Source organism: Sulfobacillus thermosulfidooxidans DSM 9293, from assembly GCF_900176145.1.
Taxonomy (GTDB): domain Bacteria; phylum Bacillota; class Sulfobacillia; order Sulfobacillales; family Sulfobacillaceae; genus Sulfobacillus; species Sulfobacillus thermosulfidooxidans.
In genome coordinates this window covers 3,266,744-3,290,412 of sequence record NZ_FWWY01000001.1, presented here as the reverse complement: position 1 = coordinate 3,290,412, position 23,669 = coordinate 3,266,744, and the positions used below count along the sequence as shown (strand labels likewise).

The window sequence follows — 23,669 nt, the reverse complement described above, 5'->3', positions numbered from 1 at the left end:
CCATTTTCCCCATCGATCAAAATAGTGTATGATACCGACGATGAATCTGGCGTAGGAGGCCTTATCTTTTGCAAAATCCTGATATTTTAAAGCAGGCCCGCCAGACATGGCTTCACGTCGAAGCCATTGTCGCGGCGAATGTAACCCGGGTCGCTAAGGCCTTTAGTGAAAGCGGCCTGTCCACTTCGGATTTAGGGGGAAGTACCGGCTATGGCTATGGTGACCGCGGCCGAGAACGATTAGACCAGATTGTCGCCACCATTATGCATGCGGAAGCGGCCATGGTTCGTCCTCAATGGGCATCCGGAACACACGCTTTAGCCACCGCTTTGCGTGCTCTCTTAAGTCCGGGCGATCATTTATGGTTGGCCAATGGTCCCATTTATGATACGCTTCAACCGCTGATTTTTGGCAATTCCAGAACCAGTTTGCCCAGCCGGGGGATAGACGTGAGCGTATTGCCCACGGACAGCACAGGAATGCCCATTTGGCCCCAGCAAGCCCCCCCTCCTCGTGTGGTGTACATCCAACGCTCACGCGGGTATCAATCGCGCCCCTCGTTTCATGCTGCCGAAATTCGGCAGATTGCGGAAAAAGCCCATTCGTTGGGCGCGTGGTTAGTGGTCGATAACTGTTATGGGGAATTCACCTTAGAAGAAGAACCGACCGATTGGGGAGCCGATTTGATTGTTGGCAGCTTATTAAAAAATCCCGGCGGGGGTGTGGCGCCTACGGGGGCTTATGTCGCAGGGAAACAAGTGCTCGTTGAAGCGGTGGGAGAGATGTTACTGGCTCCGGGAATTGGTCATGAGGTCGGACCTACAGGATCAATATTACGTTTGATTGCGCAAGGATGGTTTTTGGCACCGATGATGGTGGGCGAAGCCCTCATGGGCGGCATCTATGCATCTCATGCCTTTGCTGCTGAAGGTTTTGCTGTTGATCCGTTGCCTGAGCAATTTCCCCGCAGTGACATTGTCACTGCCATTCGATTAGGTGATGCCCAGAAAATTGAAATACTGTGCCGTGCTGTGCAGCGTGTCTCGCCCATTGATGGCTATGTGGTTCCTGAAGCGTGGTCGATGCCGGGATATGCGGATCCTGTCATTATGGCCGCGGGCGGATTTGTTGCCGGAGGATCGTTGGAACTATCCTGTGATGCCCCCATCAGACCGCCTTACATCGCGTATTTACAAGGCGGGTTGTCCAAATGGCATACCGTGATGGCCGTCGACCAAGGAATCTCTGCATTAAAGGCTGCGAATAAGACCCACGACCTTTCCTAAAATTTGAACGTCGGATGAAATAATGGGTTGATAACGTTCATTAGCCGGCATAAGACGGATGCCGTGAGGATCTTTGTAGAAATATTTGACGGTGGCTTCATCGCCTAACAAAGCAATGACAATGTCTCCGTCATGGGCAGCCGATGTGCTTTGTACGGCAACCAGGTCACCGTCAAAAATCCCGGCACCAATCATGGAATCGCCCACGACCCGCAGAAGAAAATCCGGATGAACACGAAAAAGGGAAGCGGGAAAATTGAGATGTTCTTCGATGACTTCAGTGGCTAATATGGGAACCCCTGCGGTGATATTCCCAACCAACGGAAGAGAAATGGATCGAGTGTTATGACCAGTGCCCATAGTCCAGGCTCGCCGTTTGGCAGGTGGATGCGAGATATATCCTTCTTTTTCTAAAGCCTTCAAATGTCGGGCCACACTGGCAGTTGAGCTTAATCCGACGGCCTTACCAATCTCGCGTACGGAGGGAGGATACCCATTTTTAGCAAGAAAATCTTGAATGTAATTCAATATTTTTTGTTGGCGTTCTCCAATCACATTTTATCATCCTCCTCATGATATCAGGAATATTGTACCATACTAGACAGACGGAGGAGGCGGAGCGACTGAAGAAAGCGATTGGGGCCTTGGTGTTATGGTTGGTTATGGGCATTCTGTCCGATCTATTGGTGCATTTTGTCAATCCCAGCATGATCATCATTACCGCATTAGGCGTGAGCATTGCCGCTGGGGGTCTAAGCTATGTGGTGAGACGTCCTGGGATAGCCGCTGTGATGATTGTGGTGGCTATGTGGAGCATTTGGTTGTCCCCATTGAGGATCGTGGATCGCTGGGTGCTTCCCCTGACTGAACTTCTTCTCGGCGTCATTATCGCGTGGTGGAGTCAACGGGCCGAAATTGGCCGCATGCGACCTCGAGATGGATTCTTAGGTTTCATAATTCTTATTTTGGTCTCTGTTGCTTTGTCGGTTTCACTACTCTTGGGCCATCTTGCCACCTTGTCTACGAATTTATCGTTACTTCTAGCAGCCTATTTGCTGACGCCGCCGACTGAACTGTTAATCGTTTTGATGATTCTCACACGCCATCATGTGACCCAGTCTTTTCTACGCCGTCACTATCAGTGGAACGCGAAGACTCTTCCTTTGGTGGGATGGGGCATTACTATAGGCGTCATGATGTCGGGTATTATCGCGCTAGTAGTCGAATGGGAAATAAAGGCAGCACATATCAAGATTCAGTCTAATAATCCATTTGTTTATGCCAAAGGATTAAGTGGACACTTAGGACTCATAGCCTTTTTGATGATTGTGGCGATTGTCATCATGGCACCAGTTGCCGAAGAAATTTTGTTTCGCGGTATTTTATTTGGTACCTTACGACCGGCATGGGGATTAGGTTGGGCTACAGTGGTGGCCGGAGTACTATTTGGCGTAGCGCACATGAACCTCACGTTGCTAATTCCATTAACTCTCGCGGGGATGATTTTAAACTTGGTCTATTGGAAAACCGGATCTTTGATTCCATCAACCATTGCTCACGCGACCTTAAATTTGTTGTCAGTCGTTATCGCTCTGATGGCACTTCATTAGCGCTGCGTTTTTCTCTTATTCACGAGAAGTGTTTGCAAAACCTAAAGCGCTTTTAGGAGGAATGTTTATGAAGGTTAGCAACCGAGAATTTTATGCGGGATTACCAAAAGATGAAGAATTACGCCCTATCGCCGAAATGACATTAGAAATCTATCTCCAACACTTTCCGTTTGTCGCGACAGATTTGGGATTACATGACTGGGATGAAGCATTGCCACCTGTCAGCGAAGCGTCCCGCCAAGTCTTCGAAAAGACACTGAGCCAAGCGCGCACAGCGCTGAACCGGATTAATCCTAAGACCCTGGATCGTGAAGATTGGGCAGACTATATGACGTTAAAATTTAATGTCGAGTCGTTATGGCTTGATGTGACACGAGATCATCCGGAACGAAAAGATCCCAATCTCTTTAATGCGGTGATTAGCGCAAGTTTGTTAAGTCTTGCACGAGGTCAATTTGGTACCGCGGACAGCCGGGGCCAGGCGTTATTAGAACGTTTGCGTCAAGTTCCCGGTTTTCTTATGGCTGGCTTAAGACAATTGGATAATCCCCCCGCACTCTATGTGGATATGGCCATCGATCAGTTTACCCGGACCCTTCCCTTTCTCCGTGACGATATACCGCAGGCATTCCAAGATGTTAACAGCCGTTTACGACAGGACATTGCGGAGGCCAGTGAACAAGCTGCCCAGGCTTATGAAAACTTTGTCGATGATTTAAAGACAAAAATAAAACCAAAGGCCCATGGAGATTATCGTTTAGGGCCCAAGCGGTATTGGGAAAAATTCTATTGGCTCGAAGGCAACGAAGCCTCCTTGGATGAATTACTATGTATGGCGGACAAGGAACTCGAACGTTTGCAGGGAAAATTACAAGTCCTCGTTGCACAATATGAGCCTTCAACCAATCCCCAGCAAGTGATTGCCCACATTCGGCACGACCATTGGTCGCGTGATACCCTACTTAAACACACCAGCCAGCTCTTAGATCAGTTGCGTGATTTTGTAGAACGCCAGCAACTGGTGAGCATCCCGCAAAGCGTTCATCCTCGTGTGGTCGAAACTCCCGCATTTATGCGTCTCACCACATTAGCCTCCATCGTCCCTCCCGGACCTTTTGAGCAGTCCTCACGTCAGGCTTATTATCAAGTCACGTTGCCCGATTCCTCATGGTCACTTGAGGATCAAGAAGCTCAACTACAAACCCTGAATAAAGCCACGATGCAGATGATTTCCATTCACGAAGTGTATCCGGGGCATTTTGTGCAATTTTTACAGATTCCCAAAACGTCTAGTACGGTCCGCCGCATTTTTGGTTCTGGGGCCTTTATCGAGGGATGGGCTCATTATACCGAAGAACTGATGATGGAACAGGGTTACGGTGATGGTAATTTAGCGTTACAAATAAGTTACCTATTAGAAGCCCTCGAACGCCTGGGGCGCTTTATCGTGGCGATCCGCTTACACCGGGGGGATTTCACGCTGGATGACGCCCAAAAATTCTTTGAAACCGAGTGCTTTATGACGCCTATGGGTGCGAAACGGGAAACGCTAAGGGGAACGCAAGACCCCTTTTATTTGATTTATACGTGGGGAAAGTTTCAAATCTTGCATCTGCGGCGCAAGGCTCAAGAACGATGGGGATCGGCCTTTACGTTACAACGCTTTCATGATGCGTTGTTGAGTCACGGCATGCCGATGTTTCCCGTCTTAGAGAAACTTCTATTTTCCGAGTCCAAATAGTTGTACTCTGCATAAATTTGATATGGTAAAATAAGTCTGGTTGCAAGTTATTGGGATGGGAGGGAGTGCCATGAACTTCGAATTAACTCCAGAACAGCGCGAGTTAAAAGAATGGGCTCATACGTTTGCCGAGAAAGAAATACGTCCAGTAGCCGCCTACTATGATGAGCACGAAGAAATGCCTTGGGATGTGTTAAAGAAAGCCGCGAAAGTGGGGCTATTGTCTTATACCATTCCAGAAGAATACGGCGGTAATGGGGTTCCGGATCTCATTTCTAGCTTAGTGGTTGGCGAGGAACTGTTTTGGGGTTGCGCGGGTATTGCAACAGCCATTGGCGGGATCGGACTCGCGTCGATACCGATTTTGGAAATGGGATCTGAAGAGCAAAAGAAAAAGTGGTTGCCATTGTTTTGCGATCCCGATCAGGTGCGTTTAGGTGCCATGTGCTTGACAGAACCAGGCGCTGGCTCTGATGTTGTGAGCATGACGACCCGTGCAGTGCGCCAAGGTGATGAATATGTCATTAATGGCACCAAAACGTTTATCACAAACGGAGGCATTGCCGATGTCTACGTGGTATTTGCGAAGACCAATCCCGAAGCGGGATATGCGGGCGTGTCAGCTTTTATCGTCGATGGGAAGACGCCTGGAATTTCGTCAGGCAAGAAATTTAAAAAATTAGGCTTGCGGGCCAGTCACACAGCGGAAGTGCGATTTGATGATGTGCATGTGCCTGTTGAAAATCGTCTGGGTGAAGAAAATATGGCCTTCCTTGGAGCAATGAAGATGCTCGAGCATTCGCGACCTACCGTCGCTATTGCTGCCGTTGGAGTGGCACGGGCCGCTTATGAATATGCGCTGTCCTATGCGAAAGAACGGGTCCAATTCGGCAAGCCGATTTATTATAATCAAGCCATATCGTTCACCTTAACCGATATGTTAACCAAAATTGAAGCAGGCCGTTTACTAGCTTATCGCGCCGCATGGTTAGCAGATGAAGGTAAATCTTGTAATATGGAAGGATCCATGGCGAAAGCTTTTTGTGGGGATATGGCCATGGAAGTCGCCACGAATGCCGTTCAGATTTTAGGTGGTTACGGATATATGCGTGATTATCCGGTTGAAAAATGGTTACGAGATGCCAAAATTATGTCTATTTATGAAGGCACAACCCAAATTCAAAAACGCGTGATGACCCGCATGATGTAATGGTGCCAAGTCAGATTTCAACATGTTCATTGGGGGAGTGATAGACAGATGACGACAAAAGAAGTATTTGATCAACTTCAAGACCGCTTAACTCAGAAAACGAACACCCAGTTAGCGGGCTCTACAGGCGTATATCAATTCATTTTAACGGGTGATGATGCCGGGGATTATTGTGTTCGGGTTAGCCCAGATGGCGCCCGTGTGGAAGCTGGCAAAGCCAATGATGCGGGTGTGACGATTACCATGGCCGCGCAAGACTTTAAGGATTTGGCTGAAGGCAAATTGAATCCCATGAGTGCTTTTATGAGCGGTAAATTGTCCGTTACAGGGGATATGAGTATGGCCTTAAAACTACAAACATTGATCAGTTAAGCCGGCACATTGCTTCACATGCAAAGTCCCGCGGTTAAATGTCAAGAACCGATCAGCTTAGGACAACGACGAACAGGGCCAGGTCAACATAAACCTGCCTAAAAGGAGGTGGTAGATAATGGCAAATCAGTTGTCAATCCCTTTAGTGCGGCATCAACTTCCTTTCGTCGTAGATTTGGCCCCGGGTCAGCATCCCGTAGACCACGCCGACCCACTGGCGTGCCGTCAAGACCAACGCCCGCTTATGCGCGTGGTGCGTGGCTTCGTGGTACTTCTTCTCGTAAAAGGCTTTGAACTGCGGGTCCCGCACCCGGACCCTCTCCGCCGCTTCGATGAAGTAGTACCGCAAATAGACGTTCCCCGTCCGCGTCAGCGGACGGATGTCGGCATCAAAATTCCCCGATTGATGCGGGCGCCAGGTCAGCCCCGCATATTTGGCCAAGGCATTTTCCGACGGAAATCGTTCGATGGGACCGATTTCGGCCAAGAGGCCCGCGCCATAGACCGGACCAATCCCCGGAATCGTGGTCAGGGTTTGGCGAAACGCCTGCATGTCACGGGCAATCACTTTGTCCAGCGCCTGTTGTTGATGTTCCAAGGCCCGGATGGTGTCCAAATGCAGGACCAAGCTTTGGTGCCGCGCGTCCTGCTCGTCCGGATGCAACCGAAAGGCGCGCCGCGCCAAGCGGTGCAAGGTCTGCGCAATGTCATCGGGCGCTTTCAGCCGTTGGCGACCGGCCGCCGCGATTTCCGCCACCAGATCCGCCAGCGGGATGGCTGCCAGCGTATCGGGCGTGTAGCGTTCCAACACGGTTTGCGACGCTACCCCAAAGACGTTCGAGAAAAACGGCTCCTCCGTATGGGCATACTGCCCCCAGACACAAAACAATTGCACCAACGCGCGATTTTTTTCTTGGGTGATGAGGTGGCTCAGCTGCCGACGATGGCGGGTCAAGACCTGCAACGCCGCATAGCGCGGATCCGGCGGGGTCCAGGGCGTGACGCGCCCAAACCGCATGACATCCGCAATCAGGGCGGCATCCGCTCGGTCGGTTTTGCCCCGATCCACATAGGTCTCTCGGAATTTCTGGACGACTTTCGGATTGAGGACGTACCAGGTGGGTTGCCACCGCTGCAAGTCGGGGGTTTGCGTCAGCCATTCCATCAGCGGCACATGGTACACGGACGTGGCCTCGACGCCAATGGCCAGCCGCGCGTACGGCGCGGCGTGGGGGTGCAGCCAGGCGACGAATTGCTCGGCCCCCGCCTGATCGTTGGGGACGGTCGTCCGCGCGACGACCTGGCCATCCGCCGCCATCGCGCAGACGACGTGAGCCCCGAGACTGGTGTCAATACCGACGTACAACACGCTATCCATGGGATTTCACCTCCCTTCGCGGAGGAATGCATCGGGAACGGGATTTCGCCGACGCGCCGACGCCTTCGCCGCAACCTCGCTTATAAGCCGTCATCGCCACCCGCGGTGTTGCGATAGACCGGTGCCACGGGTCTCCACGGGGGGAGCGGCATCCCGCGCGTTAACTGTGACGAAGCGGCGTCGCCGACTCACAGACTTTCGAAGCCGTCAATCCGGCAGGAGGAATGCAGTCTTGAATCGTCCCGACTCTTCTTCGAGCATCGCCGACGAAACCCGATCTGGCAAGCCTGATCATCCCGAATGCCGATTGCTGCTGGCCGCGAGGCAGGCCTCAAGATAAAGCCTCAGGGTAGCAGAATCAATTTCTTTATACGAGAATCCTGTAATAAAGTGTCCGGGGCGTATTTAGGGATTGAGTAAAGAATGGCCCCTCTGATAGGGTTGGAGTAGCGAACAACAACCAAATTCAGGGGGGCACAGTTCAATGGCTAAGCACAGTGTAGAGCAGAGCGACGGAAGAAAGCAAGGACTGGGGGTGGGCGGCATCGACGTGGCGAAGGACTGGCATTATGTGCAATGGCTGGACACGAACGGGCGGCCTGTCGGTAAAGCCTTTCGGTTCGCCAATACCCGTGCGGGATTTGAGGCGATGTGGGAGCGGCGGCCGTCCGAGGAGGTCCGCGTTGGCATGGAGTCCACCGGGCACTATTGGGTTGGGTTGGCCCATTGGCTCCGTGCGCACGGCGCGGAGGTGGTGCTGGTGCAGCCGGCTCACGTCCATCGACTCAAGGAATTGGATGACAATACCCCGACCAAGACCGACGCCAAGGATGCCCGGGTTATCGCCCGACTCGTCTATGATGGCCGGTGGTTCCGGTGGGAGCCGCGCGGCGGCGCGCTGGCCCAGCTGGCCACGTTGGCGGTGACGCGTCGGCAGCACCACCAGGACGTCATGCGATGGCGAGCGCGCATTGCCGGCTGGATCCATCAATACTTTCCGGAATTCTTCACGGTCTTCAAGGCGTGGGATGGGAAAGCGGCGCTGACGACGCTGGATACGCTCCCGACGCCGGACTTGGTGTTAGCGCAGTCCGTGGATGCGATAGCGGACCAGTTTAAGGCCGCCACCACACATCGCGTCGGCGCTAAACGCGCCCACGCCTTGCACCAGGCCGCCGTGGACTCCATTGGGATTCCCGTAGGCCGGGCGACTGCGCGTCTCCAACTCGCCTCCTATCTTCGGAGTTGGCGCGCGGCGCTCGCCGCGCAAACGGCCATTGAAGCCGCGCAAGCCGCCATTTTAGAGGACTGGACTCCTGCTCAGCCGTTATTCAGCATTCCGGGATTCGGGCCCCAGGTCATTGCCACGGTGTTGGGCGAGTTGGGGGACTTGTCCCGATTCGCCGATGCGCGCCAAGCGCAGAAAATGGCGGGACTCAATCTCACCCAAACCAGCTCGGGACACCGCCAAGGCCCAACGCATATTGCCAAACGGGGACGTCCCGCCGCGCGTGCCGTGCTGTATCAGGCCGCGTGCGTCGCGGTGGCCAAGGATCCCCAGTGGAAGGCCTGGTATCAGTCGCTCACCCGACGGGCGGCGCATCCGCTCGCCCCGAAAGCCGCCATGGTGGCGGTCGCGACGAAGCTCCTCCGGGTGGCCTGGGCGTGCATGAAGCACGGACAGGCGTATGATGCGGCGCGACTGTTCCCCCTGGGGGAGGTGTCGACCGCCGCGTAACGATGGAGGGGCTTCGGTTCTGTCTCGGGCGTGGGAAGTCGTCTCCCTCCTGTTGGGCTTTCACTCGGTGAAATGACCCCGTATACGAGTCCGGCTCCCACGTCATTACTACCGCACGTCAAGCTGAACGAAGGATTGGTCGGGCATAGACCCTGTGAGACATGGTAGGGTTCGCTAACGTGGTCACGGTAATGAAAGACCGTTCGAGAGGGAACCGAAGCGAAATCCCTTGAAAGATTGTGAAAGGGTTAGGAAACAGGACAAAACATTGAGGTAGGAGGAAGCCCAAGTGACCGAAGCGTATATAATTGATGGTATTCGTACCCCGTTTGGTCGACGCAATGGCATCTTAAAAAATATCCGTCCGGATGATTTAGCGGCCGTCACATTACAGCACCTGGTTTCTCGTACGCACACCGATCCCGCAACCGTGGAAGATGTGCGGTTAGGGTGTGTCACACAAATCGGAGAGCAAGGATTTAATATTGGACGGCTTGCTCCGTTAATTGCCGGCTTTCCTGTTGAAGTACCAGGAGCGACGGTCAACCGCATGTGTGCCTCGAGTCTGGAAACGGTGAATCAAGCGGCGCAAGCGATCAAGTCAGACACGCATGATCTGGTCATTGCTGCTGGGGTTGAGTCGATGACCCGGGTTCCCATGGGCTCGGATGGTTCGACCTTTAGTAATCAATTACTCGCGCAATATCAAATTGTTCCTCAAGGCATTTCTGCGGAACTCATTGCTGAAAAGTGGCACTTAGACCGGGAAGCCCTCGATGCCTATTCGTATCAAAGTCATATGCGGGCGATTGCCGCACAACATGACCATTATTTTGACAAAGAAACCTTTGATCTCACGGTCCCAGGCGATGACGGGGAGATGCATACCGTCCGAACCGATGAGGGCCCAAGAGCCGATACAAATCTTGAAAAGATGGCGACCTTGCGTCCTGCTTTTAAACCTGATGGTGTGGTTACAGCTGGCAATTCCAGTCAAATTAGTGATGGAGCCAGCGCATTATTACTCGCTTCGGAAAATGCGATTAACCGTTATGGGTATACGCCGCGTGCGCGAATTGTGGCCATGAGTGTTGTAGGAGTCGACCCGGTTATCATGTTAACCGGACCGATTCCCGCTACCCGAAAAGTGTTGGACAAAGCGGGCTTGAAATTTGATGATATTGATGTGTTCGAAGTCAATGAGGCGTTTGCATCGGTGGTGTTAGCGTGGGGAGAAGAATACCATCCCGATTGGAACAAGGTCAATCCACACGGAGGTGCCATTGCGATTGGTCATCCTCTAGGTGCCTCAGGAGGCCGGTTAGTTTTAACCGCCTTAAATCACTTAGAAGTTACAAATGGCCACTATGCATTAATCACTATGTGTATTGGGTGGGGAATGGCTGTAGCGACCATTATCGAACGGGTTTAACGGCTGGAGAATAAGGATCTATAAAGACACCGCCCGATTGCTGGCTCGGGCGGTGTCTTTTACCGTGAGGATGATGGCGAAATAACAAAGATTGACCATCCATTATCGTAGCCGGCAAGAATTTGATGGTTGCCAATGGCTTCTAAAGGGTAGGGTGCTGACGAATCAGCCGCGCTAGCCGATGGAGGCGCAATGTACTGCCATTGAGAATCAGATTTTACCCAGCGATAGATAGCTCCTGTAGGCGAACCATAAAATAAGTCCCCATTGGGCGAAGCGGCTAATTGTCCAACTCCCACTTGCTGCCCATTACTAGGCACGGCAATTGCCGTCCACCGGTGGGTGGTAGGAGAGTATCTGACCAGGACAGGATTGGAGAGGTTGACGAGTGCGGAAATTCCGCCGCTAGGGGACATGACCATGCTAGACGGTGCAGCTCCTAACGCAGGAAAATGAGGAAGTTGGTGCCAGCTTTGTCCGCCATTTTGCGTTTCTAATACGGGGCCAATTCCAGTTCCCGCTACGGGAACCAAGGCCACGGCAATTTGTTGGGAGTTGGCCGGATTGATCGCGTAATCTTCAACCTGCCACCGTTTCGTATTCAATGTAAGCAAAGTGTTCCAGGTGATCCCAGTTTGACTGACTTGCAACGTCCCATTGACGATAGCCCAATAGTGATGGTCCATTGCCACAACATTGGAAAAGGTCGCGGCGCCGATGGCCCATGTTGTCCAATGCCGTCCGCGGTCGGTACTCACATATCCTACTGATTGACCTGAAGGATTTTCCTCGACTAATAAAACGTCATTAGGCTTGTTCGGCAGCGCCGAAATTGTATCAATCATATTATTAGTCTCAGGACCCGGAGATACCGCCCAGTATGCTTTGCTTTGGCCGTGTAATACCGCCCACGTATTATTGTGCGTCAAATAAATATAAGGACCAGCTGCCGCAAATGATGTAATCGGTGTTGGTAATCCGGCAACCCATGTTCCTTTTAATGGGGTGGAACTGGGATGGGGACTGATCACTTGCCCATTGGTTGCATCATGGCCAACAAAGTCATAGATAGGAACGCCTTGAGAAAATAATGTGCCTCCCAGAACATTGCGCCGATTATCCAATTTTAATACCAGGGAAGTTCCTGTGATCTGGCCCAGGGTAAATTTACCGGATAATGTTAAAGCATGACCTGTCGGAACTGCCATAGGATATTTGGCATAGACCGGTGACATATCGATAACCTGAACCTGTTCATCGGAAAATTGCTGCAGCACTTGCTTAATCGACGAGGATAAAGCCGGAGCTGCGAGAGTCCTTTCACTGCTGGATGCCTGACTTTGACGGATCGGGTGTAGGTGAGGCACAAGCACTAATCCGGCGACCGACGCGGCTACCGCGCCCATGACCGTACGGCGGAGATAGCTTTGGCGACGTACGACCTTTTTAGGATGCCAATGCGTATTAAAATACAATCCCATGCCTTCGCCGAGAGCATGATCTAAACGTTCCCCTAACTTGTCGTGCAAATGATCGGTCATATTAGGCCCTCCTTCCAGATAGGTTCAAGAAGGGGACGTAGATGCTGCCGGGCGCGGTATAACCGCGTCTTAACAACTTGCTCACTAACGCCAAGCGCTGTAGCCGTCTCCTTTAAAGAGCGATCCATATAGTAAAACAGAAGAATACATTGGCGTTCTGCCACACCTAATTGCATAACCGCTTCAAGCACATTCATATCATCCATTAATAAAGGAATCTCGTCCATTGCGGATTGCTGGGTCGTCTCCAAAATATCTGTCGGGTCTTCTGGATGCCGTTTGTAATATCGCATGCGGTCACGACATAAGTTTGTCAACGTATGAAAGAGTAGAGCTGGGCTCAAATTATCGACTCCATGGCGCTTGGCGTGGCGCCATAAACGAACAAACGCTTCTTGAGCCACATCCTCTGCGTCATCGCGAACATGTAAGGTGACGAAAGCATAACGTAATGCCTTGTCCCCATATTCCTCCATAAATTGCGTAAAATGCCGTTCATCTTGCGCGTTCGTTGAAGGCAACCCCTTTAAGACAATCTGCTTTCACCAAGTATAACGTCCAATGCTATGAAAAGGTTACATCAACATGCATCATCGTCACAACTCTTTTTTAGGATGCGGGCAAGATACGGGAACGAAAACGGATTATCGCGTAGTAGAGCCACATGGCGTCAATGAAAAGAAGAATGGCTGTTACATAAAATACACTTTGGATGTGCCAAATACTACTGACAAAACCGCCTAATAAAGGGCCTACTAAATTTCCCGCAAAAAGAAAACTACTATTAAAACCAAACGCACGGCCTTGCAAGGAAGTCGGTGTGTACCGCCGAATGAGAGCTTGCACTGACGGCTGCAAGCCGCCAACGGCGAGTCCCAAAATCAGCCTCAGCACCATGAGTTGATAAGCATTATGTACGTAAGCTTGCGGGAGATAGAGTACCGCAGCTATGACCAACGACACTAAGAGCACACGCTGGGCGCCAATCTTGTCCGCTAACTTCCCCAGGCGCGGTGCACTGATGATGTTACCAAGACCAATGGCCGCAAATGTGGCGCCGGCCAAGGTGGAAATATTTTTTGCATGGGGTTCAAGTTGGCGGACGTAAATCGTCACAATAGGTTCGATGCTCAGATAACCCATTTGAATGACTAAGGTGACGACAAATAAGGGCAATATAATACCGGTTTGCCGCATTTTACGCAAAAATTCGCGGTCGGACATGCGGGTGGCCGCTGGACTGGGTCGAAAATTTTCTTGGACAAAGAAGATCACCAATAGCGTCGCCAAAATTTGAAGGATTCCGGTTAAGAAAAAGACGTGACGAATTCCAATAGTGTCTGCTAATACCCCTCCTAAAAACGGGCCAATGAGATTGCCAGCGACTGCGCCGGTTTGCAAAGTACCCAAAGCTCGTCCCGCCTGTTCGGGAGGTGTTTGGGTGGCTTGTAACGCGGTGGCTGAAACAATAAAGCCAGCGACGGCTCCTAATAATCCGCGCAACGCAAACAGTTGCCAGACATGATGCACAAATCCCATGGAGGCCATGACCAAAGCCATGCCGATACCACTGCGAATCAGCATGACTTTACGTCCTACTCGGTCAGAAAGGCGACCCCACAGTGGTTGGACAAAGGCAGAAACCATAAAGGTCGCTGAGAATACAAGGCCTGACCAACGTTCTAATGCACTTAGTTGATGAATCCCTAATTGTTGAATATAGATGGGGAGGAACGGTATGACGAGACTCATGCTGGATCCCATGATAAAATTGGTGATCCATAAAACATATAAATTGCGTCTCCATGCTTCCATGTGTCAAGGATTCACTCCATATGTCATCATCCGCAACAGACTATAATCCCAAATGGATAATTGATATGCCCGTGTCAAAAAATGTGCAAAGGGCTAGACATGTCCTGATATTAACCCGATACTGATTTTAAGCATACCTTATCTGCACCGGAAATGCTAAATTTGATACGATGTTTCGTCACATTGCGTAGAGGATTGTCCGTTGCCATGGATGGTCATCCGCGTGTCTTAGTCCGTAAACAAAAAATGATTTGGCGAATGACACAATGCCTTGTAGAATAATGGCTATCATGCAAAGTGGGGACGGGGTTTATAGCACATTTTGCGAACCATGGGGATTAAAGGAGCTGACAAGGATTAAGTCACCATATTTGTGGCGGACAGACAAAGGAAAGGGATCATTGAGCATTGATGGCAATGCTCTTATCATTCCTGTAGCTTTGCCCGAGGCTCTGGAACGTCTACGTCTTGAAGGCGATCCCTCGGCGCGGCAATTGCCCGCTCATGTTACCGTGCATTTTCCCTTCGCGGACGAACCGAAAACAAAAATTGTCACGCCAGAATTGAAAAAATTAGTGGGCCGAATAGAGACGTTTCGGATTCAATTTGATTGTCTCGATCATTTTGACATGCCTGACGAGGTGATTTATTACTTGAAAGTGTCATCAACGCCCCAATTGGTCACCCTGTTTCACACGATATGGAATAAATTTCGCGCCTATCCACCTTATGAGGGAAAACATCAAACCATTGTTCCTCACATTACTCTTGCACGCTATGCACGACCTGTATCGGAAGAGAAGGTCGCACGCCTTTTGGAGGCGGTGGAACAACATCGTCACGAGTTGCACTGGGAGATATCAGAAGTTGAGTGGGTCAACGTACAACCGGGAGTGCCGGGGTGCCGAATACTCGGAAGTTTCCCGTTGAAACGTAAGGCGATACGTTAAAAAAGATTAACTCAAGGCGTCTAATTGTTTAGCCAGTTGCAGATCTTTTTCGGTCACACCACCTTCATCGTGCGTGGTTAACGTCACCTGAACACGGTTATACCGAATATCGACATCGGGATGATGATCCATGGTGTTGGCAGGCTCAACCATGCGATCCACAAAGGCTACACTTTGGGTAAAATCCCGAAAGATAAATTCCTTGCGAATAGCATCACCAATCCATTCCCATCCCGTCATATGTTGAAGTTCCTGAGCGACTTGTTCTTGACTTAAACGCATCGGTTGACCTCCTTGCCAAAATAATCCCAATCTCCAGCACAATACTCCTGCGGAATTGATCATACGAGAATTGGGCGTACCTCTTTTTTCCCAGTGTACTGATTCCTCTTATTTCCTGCAATGGGAAGCACGTTGAGTATTCGCGCGCCTCTCGCTACACTGGGATAAAGAAGGTGAAGCGGATGACTACGTGGTGGCGAGATATTCCTTTGGTGGCACGGTCATTAATGACAATTAGGTTTTTGCGAAGTGTTTCTCAAGGAGCCTTGGCTGTCGATTTTGTTCTCTATCTGCACGCGATGCATTGGTCAGCAGCCGCTATAGGCTTATTATTAATGGCCAGTGGTCTCACCGGTGCTCTTTTAAGTATTGTGGTTGGATTAATTAGTGACCAGTATGGGCGGAAACCTTTCTTGTTATTTTACGAAGCGGGGCTGGTCCTAGGAACGTTGTTGATTGTCTTTACCCATCTCCGTATCGTATTAATTGTGGTAGCCATTTTCTTTGCTTTTGGACGGGGAGCCAATGGATCTTCGGGACCGTTTGCACCGGCAGAACAGGCATGGTTGGCGAGTGTGATTCCGCCTCTTAGACGTGGATCATTATTTAGTGTGAATGCGGCTTTAACCTTTTGGGGGATGGCAATCGGGTCATTTTTAGCAGGCGTGTTACCGGGGTTTTTGACCGGAACTCAACCTGTTGTCCGTTTCGATCCATTGTTTTGGTTGACCATTGTCATCGGAGTCATCAACGCCGTTCAAATCTGGTGGACTCCCGAGCCAAAACCCCAGGCCACCGAACCCGTAGCCGAAAATGTGTCGAGCATCGATGAAACAACTCTAAGACACCAGGAGAATAAGGCGCTATCATTATTGGCCTTGGTTAACACAATAAATTCTTTAGGTGTGGGCCTGATTGCGCCATTGTTGCCCTACTGGTTTTCTGTGCGCTTTGGCGTCGGTCCGAAGGCTATTGGACCGGTCTATGGACTCACGTTCCTATTGACAGGTCTGTCTTCGTTGGCTATAGGAAAAGTTTCGCAGCGTATAGGGCTCATGGGATCCATTGTATGGCCCCGGTTCATCGGTGTTATCGCGCTCATTTCTATGGCCTTTATGCCATCATTTCTTCCTGCTGCCATTCTTTATATTCTCCGTTCGGTGGTAAACCGGGGTTCGATGGGGACACGGCAAGCTTTTAGTGTCAGCCTGGTTCGCGATAAACGACGGGGATTTGCGTCGAGTTTAAATGCCGTGTCATGGACGGTGCCAGCGTCCATTGGTCCCGCGATTGGCGGATGGCTAATGGGTATGGGTTCTCTTGATTGGCCGTTTGTGCTTGCATCAGCTCTACAACTGGGATACATTGTAATCTTTCCGCGCGTGATGGGTCAATATGACCCCACACGTGGCTTATCGAAATCCCCTTTAACATAAAGTATGCTTGATCCAACCATTGTTTTAGCAGTCTTATAACTTATTCAATTCGGATTTAATGGCGTTTAAGGCCTGATCATTACGAATATAATAGACGCACGCCCCATCTTTATAGGTCGTGACAAGCCCAACGTTGCGCAACATGCCGAGATGATGGGACACAGTCGATTGAGGTAATTTCATATGCGTCACCAAGTCTTGTACACACAGCCCTACTTCTTGATGATCGCTGTCCATCGGAACGGTGCGGCAACACAATTCACCCGAATTCCCTAATAAGCGCATAATTTCAAGGCGCGTCGGGTCACTCAAAACTTTGAGTGCTCGATCAAACGAAATGGATGATTGGATAATAGAGGCTCGGTGACTCGGTTCGGTCATTCGTCATAAATCCCTTCTAGTTCCCGAAATTTTTATTTGATGACTTATGGTAACACGCTATTGACAGTATAGCACATATCATATTAGTGTATCCACATAGATTGATATATGAATGGGGGAATAGGTCATGATTTTTCGCCAACATCTGTGGGGAGACCAGTCTCAAGCTTCGTACTTTCTAGCCTGTCCGGGAAAAGGTGTGGCGGCCGTTATTGATCCGGCATGGGATATTTCACCGTATCTTCAAGATGCTGAGCAATTCGGCTTAAAAATTACCTTAGTACTGGATACCCATATTCATGCCGACCATATTTCTGGAGCCAGGCGGTTATGTGCAGAAACGAATGCGCATTTGGTTGCCCACGAGTTAGCTCCTTTCGTGTATCCGGTTGATCGTGTTAAAGACGGCGACATCTTGGAAGTCGGGAACGTGGCTTTGCGTGTGGTGCACACTCCCGGACATACCCCAGAACATATCGCGCTATTGGGAACAGATCGCAGCCGCAATCCCCATATGCCGTGGTTTTTGTTAACAGGACATAGTCTCATGGTGGGTGATGTGGGCCGTCCCGACCTTGCCCCTCAAGAATCGGCTCAATCGATGTACGAGACGCTTCATGACCGGCTCAATATGTTGCCTGATTATATTGAAGTTTGGCCAGGAGCTTATGCAGGATCTGTCTGCGGACGGGGGCTCTCCGGCAAACCTCATAGTACTTTAGGATATGAACGGGAGACAAATCCGGCTTTTCGGTATCTGGACGCGAAGGATCTTGAACAATTTCTTCTACAAAATCTCCCGCCCAAACCTAGGCAATTTCATTTAATTCGCGAAATCAACCGAGGCAATGCGGATCCCCGGGAATATTGGGATTTGGCTCGGAGTTCTGATCTGACCAGGGCAGCCGAGGTAAATGTGGTAATTAAGGATGGTATGTCCTCATGAAATTGGGGATTAAAGCCAACCGTACACAATTTTTTCTTTTGGTCTTGCTTGTTGTTTTTGTGGGCGCCTTGCTGGGAAGTGAACGCACCATCGTACCTGTGATGGCCGAAGACACATTCCATTTGACTAATGGCATGTTGATTTTGAGCTTTATCGCAACCTTTGGTTTAAGTAAGGCGATTGTGAATTTGTTTGCAGGGCATTGGTCAGATCGGGTGGGCCGTAAAAAGGTCTTAATGTGGGGATGGATTATCGGCTTGCCTGTGCCCGTGTTGTTGGCATTTGCTCCCAATTGGAATTGGGTAATTGGAGCGAACATTTTGTTAGGCCTTAATCAAGGATTGGCATGGACAATGACTAGTGTAGGAAAAATCGATTTAGTCGGGCCCCAAGGACGGGGTTTAGCGGTGGGTATTGATGAAGGAGCCGGGTATTTGGGCTTGGCTGCAAGCGGCTGGGTCACGGCCTTGTTAGCAGCAAAATTTGGATTACGGCCTATTCCCTTTGTATTGGCCGAAGTGGTTGCGCTGTTAGGTCTATTATCGACGATAACCTTACTACGAGAGACGCGGGAGTTTGCATTATTAGAACATACGCAGAGTTCCCACGCCAAAAGCCTATCACCCCTCGATTTGAAAGATGCTTTTGCCGAGACAACGTGGAAAAATCCCGGATTATCGACATTGTCTTTAGATGGCCAAATTAATAAGTGGTCTGATACCTTGATGTGGGGGATTATGCCCCTGTATTTGGCTAGTGAACATGTAAGTTTGCCTCAAATTGGACTGGTGGCAGGGGTTTACGCAGGCACATGGGGATTAGCACAATTTGGTACGGGACTTCTATCTGATCATATTGGCCGGCGGAAGCCCATCCTGATGGGATTGACTTTGAATGCCATCGGCGTGTTAGGACTATATCTCTTTCACCATGTGGGACTGTGGGTTTTAAGTGCGGGTTTGGGAGGGCTCGGGACCGCACTGCTTTATCCCAATTTGTCATCGGCTGTGTCTGATATTGCACCGCCCGCTCACCGGGGTGGCATCACCGGTGTGTTCCGGCTTTGGCGGGACGGAGGTTATGCTGTGGCTGCTCTGCTACTCGGGGCTATTAGTACAGCGAGTTCGCTTCATATGACCATTTTGGTCGTGGGGATATTATTATTGATGACGACCATCTTAAGTTGGTGGCGATTACCAGAAACTTTGCCTCGGTTAGTGGTGCATCAACACCAGAAAATTGGGTAAAAATGTGAGATTTGAAAAATAAGGAGAGAGGTAATATGGGAAAATTAGGCATTATGATTGCATCGGATACTCCCCAGCGTGTTCGGGTGGCCTTGTCTCTCGCTCTACATACTGCAGAATTGCCAGAAGCCGAACGTCCGGACAATCTAGAAGTCTTTTTCTTTGCAGAATCAACAGCCCTTTTAGCTTCGGCTCCTGATGATGTCCGTCAGATGATGCAGGAGCTGCGGCAGAGGGGGATTCTCTTAGAGGCATGTACGAACCTCGTGAAATCGTACCAGGTGGAAGATGCGGCTCGGGCGCTGGATATCGCATTGCTCATGGCCAATCAAACCTTTTCCCGTTGGGCTCGGGAAGGATATGCAATTCTCAGTTTTTAAATCGTGAAGGATATAAAACACGCTGCCCGGCTTCCGTTCCAGGATTGGGCAGCGTGTTTTGGCATGTTCTTATGAGGTTTTTCCATGTGATGCCCCTACAAATGGCCGAGCCAATGGACAAGTAATGTGGCCGTGTGATCGAGCCAGCGCGTTACTTGTTGCCACAGAGATGGGTTTTGCTGACGCGTGGGGGCCGTAGCAGGCGGATCATGGGACACACTCGCACTGGCACTTTGAGGATGCACAATGGGCGGTGCTTGTTCCGAAGGCGCGGCCGCTTGTTGTGCCGAAGCATAAAAATGATATTGATAATGAATCCGGATTTGGTGTGAAGCGTCTTGAGCAGACAATAATTGGGGTGAATAGGACCAATGAATCACGATGTCCTTACGGATGCCATCATACAAGGCGATATGCCAATTGTCTTGTAATGCGGCAAAATATCCATAGGCTCCCCAAGTTGGATCGGCCACAACCCAACCCACAGATGGCAGATAAAATTCCGTCCATTGATGAAATCCGCCTTGTCCACTACCATTATTAGTCACATATCCTCCCACAAAGCGCGCAGGAATGTGGGCTGTTCGTAATAAGCCCACATAAAGATCGGCAATGTCGCTACAGATGCCTAAATGACTTTCTGCCGTCGCGACGGCACTTCCGGAGGCTTGCAGCGTATAGTTATACCGAATGTTTTTCACAATCCACTCAAAAAGCGCATGGGCTTCTTGCTCAGGGTTTTCACCGGGTCGAATCACCTGGGCGACAATATGTTCTAAGACAGGGGAATCGGTGTTGACCTCCTGCGCTTCGAGTTGAGGATTGGTGTATGTTTGATAGACCACGCTGTGGATGTTGTATGTAGGATAAACTTTGGGAAGTTTGTAACTGACATCATAGGATGTATCAGCATAATGCAATGTTAAGGTGACCGTTTGATGGGGAGCTAATGTACTCCAAACAAATGTCCCAATTAAATTCCCGTATTGATCATGGTGGACCGCCACCGGTTTGATGCTTTCTCCCGTGAGGGAAACCTGGGAATAACTGGTTTCAGGGGGGAGTAAAACAATGTTCGCCTTGACATCATAGGCGGATGCGTTTTCGGTATTGGTCAGGGTAATGGTTTGGGTAAAAACATAATGGGCCGGTAAAGAGGTGACGGCATCGGGGGAGGAAATACTTACGGTTTGGTTGGCGGCATACGCATGTGGCGTGAGCGTAATGACTCCGGAAAACACCAAGACTAAAGCTCCCGTTGCTAGCCGGCTCCGTTTCACGATCTCGCCTCCCCAATAATTGACATACGTATTATAATACCCGTTATGTAGTTTTTGGAAAATGCGTTCACCTTCTGCTTGTCCATAAACTTGATAACACAAGAGTTATTTCTCGACAGTTACTCTTCCCTTATTTTCATCGTGATGGGATTCAATCAATAAACATTAAGCGATTTCTTCATTGTGACAGGTCTTGATGAATGTCTCTTAAACTTGTTCTAAGAAATTTCATGAATTGAAACCTTTACTGGATCAGATGATGGGGTTTAACTGAGTGTGCGCATCAGTCCTTTTAACTGTTTAAACTAGGCTAAGGACTCCTCTGGTGCCGAGGTCTGGATGGTCTCAAGGTTTCTCTCGTTGGATCTCGTTGGATCAATGAGAGGACTGGTAAACATGAAGACGGTATAAGGCTGAGGAATTTTGGAGAACATACTCCCCTTCGATGTCGTGGGCGGTGGTAATGGATTTATCAAACCCCGCTATGTGCCGGTATTCTTCCGTATCAATCAGGCTGAGATGCATAACGACGCCCTCAAAAATATCATGCCTAATAATCCAGTGAAGATTAAGATGATGATCAAGAGGAAAATTGCGTTCGGCAAAAATATCACTGGTCCGGCGATCGGGCTGTGTAATAAAGACTTCTAATTGGCTTAACATGTCGGGAGTGATGGAGATTTGGTTGTCGATTACGGGTTTTTGTTGCGACATAGATATCCTCCCATTTGATTTTGATATGATGCACTATCTACATGGTATCACGATTTATGCCCCCTTGGACGCCGGATAAAGACGGTGCAAAGACATCAGAGTTTTTGAACAAAAACCTGAGGATAACCCATTGACAAGTGACGTCATGGAGAATACTGTTAAATTAACAGCGGAGTTATTAAAATAACTACTAACAACAAACCAGGGAGGGTTAACATCATGATTAATGAGGGACGAACCGATCGGATTTTGCGTGTGGTTTTCGGTGTGATATTCGCCATTTTAGCGTTTAACAAAACCGGGGGCAGTGTGGGCGAATGGATTTTTGGTGTGTTAGCGGTCGTGGCCATCGTGACAGGTGTTACGGGATTTTGTGGATTGTATCGCTTAGTTGGCATCAGGACTTGTCCCATTCGCAAACCGTGAAGAACATGTGATTGTTTTGTGCCATTGTTACCGTCTAGAGTGATTTACTAGACGGTTTTTTGTTTTGCCCTGCCACGTGGCACCGCATCAAAATGCCACGATAGGATTTTCTAGGCATCTTGATGCGGAAAACAACATATTGCGCATTGCTGATGAGCTATAAGAATCTTGGGGAATGAAAGGTGACTGGCTCAAATTGATCGGGTGACCACGCTAGTTGTGTGGTCTGCGGTTCGGTGTGGGCAAGGATTTGTCCGGCCGCTACGACCCATCTTGGCAGTGGCATGAGACGAATGAGATCAACTTTGTCCGCCACGGGGTAGATCACAAAATTAGCTGGTTGCCCTTCGTGAACGGATAAGGTTGGCGGGTAAGAAGATATCGTCATAATTTGAGCCGCATTCGTCGTAACGGTGGATAACACGGCGTCTAACTCGTCGGCGCCCGTCATTTGAGCAATATGCGCCAACATGCTGGCCACAAACAGAGGATTTCCGGTTCCCCATGGATACCATGGATCAACGATAGAATCGTGACCTGCGCCTACACAGATCCCCGACCGTAATAATTCCTTAACCCGGGTCATTCCTCGCCTTTTGGGATATTGGTCAAAACGACCTTGTAAGACGATATTATCGAGCGGATTGGCGATAATCGCAACGCCTGCCTCTTTGAGCATACGCATGAGTTTAAAGGCATAGGCTTCATTATATGATGCCATAGCGGTGGTGTGACTCGCTGTGACTCTTCCTGCCCACTGATTATCCAGTGTCAGTTTCGCCATGGTTTCAAGAAACCGGGAGTGATCATCGTCGGTTTCGTCGCAATGAATATCAATAGACCGGTGATATTTTCCAGCTAAATCAAACGCTAATTGAATATCTTTGATACCGTCTTCCCGCGTCCATTCGTAGTGCGGAATGCCGCCGACGACGTCGGCACCAAGTTTAAGAGCTTCTTCCATTAATTCCGGTCCATTAGGACGACAAAATATACCATCTTGAGGAAAGGCCACGAGTTGAAGAATGACCCCTGGGGGCAGCTCTTGGCGAAGCCGCAACAAGGCTCTTAAGGCGGTGAGGGAATCATCTGAAACATCCACGTGGGAACGGATATAAAGAACACCGTGGGCAATATGCCAACGAATCGCTTCCCGAGCCCGAACCATGACGTCCTCTTCGGTAAGGTATTTTTTGCGTTGATTCCACCGTTCAATCCCCTCAATGAGTGTTCCGGAGCGGTTAGGTTCGGGATCGCCGGCTGTCAAAACAGCATCAAGGTGAAGGTGTGGGTCCGATAGGGGAGGAAGAAGAAGCCCCCCTTGAGCATCATAAGATTGGGGTGAAGCGGACAAAGACGGTGCGAGTTGTATTATCCGTCCATCTTGAATCCTCAGATCGTGCAAGCTATCATGGCCAGGAATCCGGACATGGTGAAAACTGAATGTGGTCACAAGCATCACCTCAAAAAAGTTGGCATGACGTGTCTGTATTCATCATACCGA

General features: G+C 49.9%; 23 protein-coding genes. 13 read left to right on the top strand and 10 right to left on the bottom strand.

The features are described 5' to 3' along the window. The first annotated feature begins 68 nt into the window (after positions 1-68). Complete coding sequence (locus B8987_RS16245; protein WP_020374883.1) at positions 69-1,286, top strand: methionine gamma-lyase family protein; 1,218 nt, start codon at positions 69-71, stop codon at positions 1,284-1,286. Here B8987_RS16245 and lexA read toward each other — a convergent pair. Beyond that, positions 1,251-1,841 carry a transcriptional repressor LexA gene (gene lexA, locus B8987_RS16240; protein WP_020374884.1) on the bottom strand — a complete coding sequence of 197 codons (591 nt, stop codon included), beginning with the start codon at positions 1,839-1,841 and terminating at the stop codon, positions 1,251-1,253. The two genes, B8987_RS16245 and lexA, sit on opposite strands and share 36 nt — an antisense overlap. A gap of 32 nt (positions 1,842-1,873) precedes the next feature. Here lexA and B8987_RS16235 point away from each other — a divergent pair, with 32 nt between their 5' ends. The 4 genes from B8987_RS16235 to B8987_RS16220 all read left to right on the top strand — a co-directional run bounded on the left by B8987_RS16235 (position 1,874) and on the right by B8987_RS16220 (position 6,219). Beyond that, positions 1,874-2,896, top strand: coding sequence for a CPBP family intramembrane glutamic endopeptidase (locus tag B8987_RS16235; RefSeq protein ID WP_157782369.1), 1,023 nt, complete (start codon positions 1,874-1,876; stop codon positions 2,894-2,896). Between the two features lie 67 nt (positions 2,897-2,963). Next, complete coding sequence (locus B8987_RS16230; protein ID WP_020374886.1) at positions 2,964-4,637, top strand: DUF885 domain-containing protein; 1,674 nt, start codon at positions 2,964-2,966, stop codon at positions 4,635-4,637. A 70-nt stretch (positions 4,638-4,707) separates the two neighbouring features. Then, positions 4,708-5,847 (top strand): acyl-CoA dehydrogenase family protein, encoded by a 1,140-nt coding sequence (locus tag B8987_RS16225; RefSeq protein ID WP_020374887.1) that lies wholly within the window; start codon positions 4,708-4,710, stop codon positions 5,845-5,847. A gap of 48 nt (positions 5,848-5,895) precedes the next feature. Then, positions 5,896-6,219, top strand: coding sequence for an SCP2 sterol-binding domain-containing protein (locus B8987_RS16220; RefSeq protein WP_020374888.1), 324 nt, complete (start codon positions 5,896-5,898; stop codon positions 6,217-6,219). A 142-nt stretch (positions 6,220-6,361) separates the two neighbouring features. Here B8987_RS16220 and B8987_RS16215 read toward each other — a convergent pair whose 3' ends face one another. Further along, on the bottom strand, positions 6,362-7,597 hold the full coding sequence (locus B8987_RS16215; RefSeq protein ID WP_084661710.1) for an IS110 family RNA-guided transposase: 1,236 nt from the start codon (positions 7,595-7,597) through the stop codon (positions 6,362-6,364). A 484-nt stretch (positions 7,598-8,081) separates the two neighbouring features. On the opposite strand from B8987_RS16215, the gene B8987_RS16210 reads away from it, so the two are divergent. Both B8987_RS16210 and B8987_RS16205 read left to right on the top strand, forming a co-directional pair. Beyond that, positions 8,082-9,335, top strand: coding sequence for an IS110 family RNA-guided transposase (locus B8987_RS16210; protein WP_084660932.1), 1,254 nt, complete (start codon positions 8,082-8,084; stop codon positions 9,333-9,335). 289 nt (positions 9,336-9,624) lie between these two features. Continuing rightward, on the top strand, positions 9,625-10,767 hold the full coding sequence (locus B8987_RS16205) for a thiolase family protein (RefSeq protein ID WP_020374892.1): 1,143 nt from the start codon (positions 9,625-9,627) through the stop codon (positions 10,765-10,767). 59 nt (positions 10,768-10,826) lie between these two features. Here the strand turns inward: B8987_RS16205 and B8987_RS16200 are convergent, their stop codons facing one another. From B8987_RS16200 to B8987_RS16190, 3 genes are all read right to left on the bottom strand, one after another. Further along, on the bottom strand, positions 10,827-12,308 hold the full coding sequence (locus tag B8987_RS16200; RefSeq protein WP_028962195.1) for a beta propeller repeat protein: 1,482 nt from the start codon (positions 12,306-12,308) through the stop codon (positions 10,827-10,829). Beyond that, positions 12,305-12,829 (bottom strand): RNA polymerase sigma factor, encoded by a 525-nt coding sequence (locus B8987_RS16195; RefSeq protein WP_084661709.1) that lies wholly within the window; start codon positions 12,827-12,829, stop codon positions 12,305-12,307. The genes B8987_RS16200 and B8987_RS16195 overlap by 4 nt, the downstream gene beginning before the upstream one ends. Before the next feature lie 88 nt (positions 12,830-12,917). Further along, positions 12,918-14,123: a multidrug efflux MFS transporter gene (locus B8987_RS16190; protein WP_020374895.1), complete on the bottom strand. Its 1,206-nt coding sequence runs from the start codon at positions 14,121-14,123 to the stop codon at positions 12,918-12,920. Between the two features lie 401 nt (positions 14,124-14,524). On the opposite strand from B8987_RS16190, the gene B8987_RS16185 reads away from it, so the two are divergent. Beyond that, a complete protein-coding gene (locus tag B8987_RS16185; protein ID WP_157782370.1) occupies positions 14,525-15,073 on the top strand; it encodes a 2'-5' RNA ligase family protein in 549 nt (182 codons plus the stop codon). A gap of 6 nt (positions 15,074-15,079) precedes the next feature. Here the strand turns inward: B8987_RS16185 and B8987_RS16180 are convergent, their stop codons facing one another. Next, positions 15,080-15,355 (bottom strand): 4a-hydroxytetrahydrobiopterin dehydratase, encoded by a 276-nt coding sequence (locus B8987_RS16180; protein ID WP_020374897.1) that lies wholly within the window; start codon positions 15,353-15,355, stop codon positions 15,080-15,082. 182 nt (positions 15,356-15,537) lie between these two features. On the opposite strand from B8987_RS16180, the gene B8987_RS16175 reads away from it, so the two are divergent. Next, the gene (locus B8987_RS16175) at positions 15,538-16,791 is read left to right on the top strand and encodes an MFS transporter (RefSeq protein WP_020374898.1); all 1,254 of its coding nucleotides are present in this window, start codon (positions 15,538-15,540) and stop codon (positions 16,789-16,791) included. A gap of 33 nt (positions 16,792-16,824) precedes the next feature. Here B8987_RS16175 and B8987_RS16170 read toward each other — a convergent pair whose 3' ends face one another. Next, entirely contained in the window at positions 16,825-17,172 is a 348-nt protein-coding gene (locus B8987_RS16170; protein ID WP_020374899.1) for an ArsR/SmtB family transcription factor, read from the bottom strand. A 127-nt stretch (positions 17,173-17,299) separates the two neighbouring features. Here B8987_RS16170 and B8987_RS16165 point away from each other — a divergent pair, with 127 nt between their 5' ends. From B8987_RS16165 to B8987_RS16155, 3 genes are read left to right on the top strand one after another with little or no spacing between them, the layout of a single operon-like run. Further along, positions 17,300-18,118, top strand: a complete 819-nt coding sequence (locus B8987_RS16165) for an MBL fold metallo-hydrolase (protein ID WP_020374900.1) — start codon at positions 17,300-17,302, stop codon at positions 18,116-18,118. After that, the gene (locus B8987_RS16160) at positions 18,115-19,365 is read left to right on the top strand and encodes an MFS transporter (RefSeq protein WP_020374901.1); all 1,251 of its coding nucleotides are present in this window, start codon (positions 18,115-18,117) and stop codon (positions 19,363-19,365) included. Before B8987_RS16165 ends, B8987_RS16160 begins: the two co-directional genes overlap by 4 nt. Positions 19,366-19,400: 35 nt before the next feature. Beyond that, on the top strand, positions 19,401-19,745 hold the full coding sequence (locus tag B8987_RS16155) for a DsrE family protein (RefSeq protein WP_020374902.1): 345 nt from the start codon (positions 19,401-19,403) through the stop codon (positions 19,743-19,745). Positions 19,746-19,840: 95 nt separating this feature from the next. Here the strand turns inward: B8987_RS16155 and B8987_RS16150 are convergent, their stop codons facing one another. Beyond that, positions 19,841-21,025: a transglutaminase-like domain-containing protein gene (locus B8987_RS16150; protein ID WP_020374903.1), complete on the bottom strand. Its 1,185-nt coding sequence runs from the start codon at positions 21,023-21,025 to the stop codon at positions 19,841-19,843. Positions 21,026-21,400: 375 nt separating this feature from the next. Then, positions 21,401-21,739, bottom strand: coding sequence for a hypothetical protein (locus B8987_RS16145; RefSeq protein ID WP_020374904.1), 339 nt, complete (start codon positions 21,737-21,739; stop codon positions 21,401-21,403). Between the two features lie 219 nt (positions 21,740-21,958). Here B8987_RS16145 and B8987_RS16140 point away from each other — a divergent pair, with 219 nt between their 5' ends. Next, positions 21,959-22,165 carry a YgaP family membrane protein gene (locus B8987_RS16140; protein ID WP_020374905.1) on the top strand — a complete coding sequence of 69 codons (207 nt, stop codon included), beginning with the start codon at positions 21,959-21,961 and terminating at the stop codon, positions 22,163-22,165. Positions 22,166-22,322: 157 nt separating this feature from the next. Here B8987_RS16140 and codA read toward each other — a convergent pair whose 3' ends face one another. After that, positions 22,323-23,624: a cytosine deaminase gene (gene codA / locus B8987_RS16135; RefSeq protein ID WP_026040660.1), complete on the bottom strand. Its 1,302-nt coding sequence runs from the start codon at positions 23,622-23,624 to the stop codon at positions 22,323-22,325. Between the last annotated feature and the right edge of the window lie 45 nt (positions 23,625-23,669).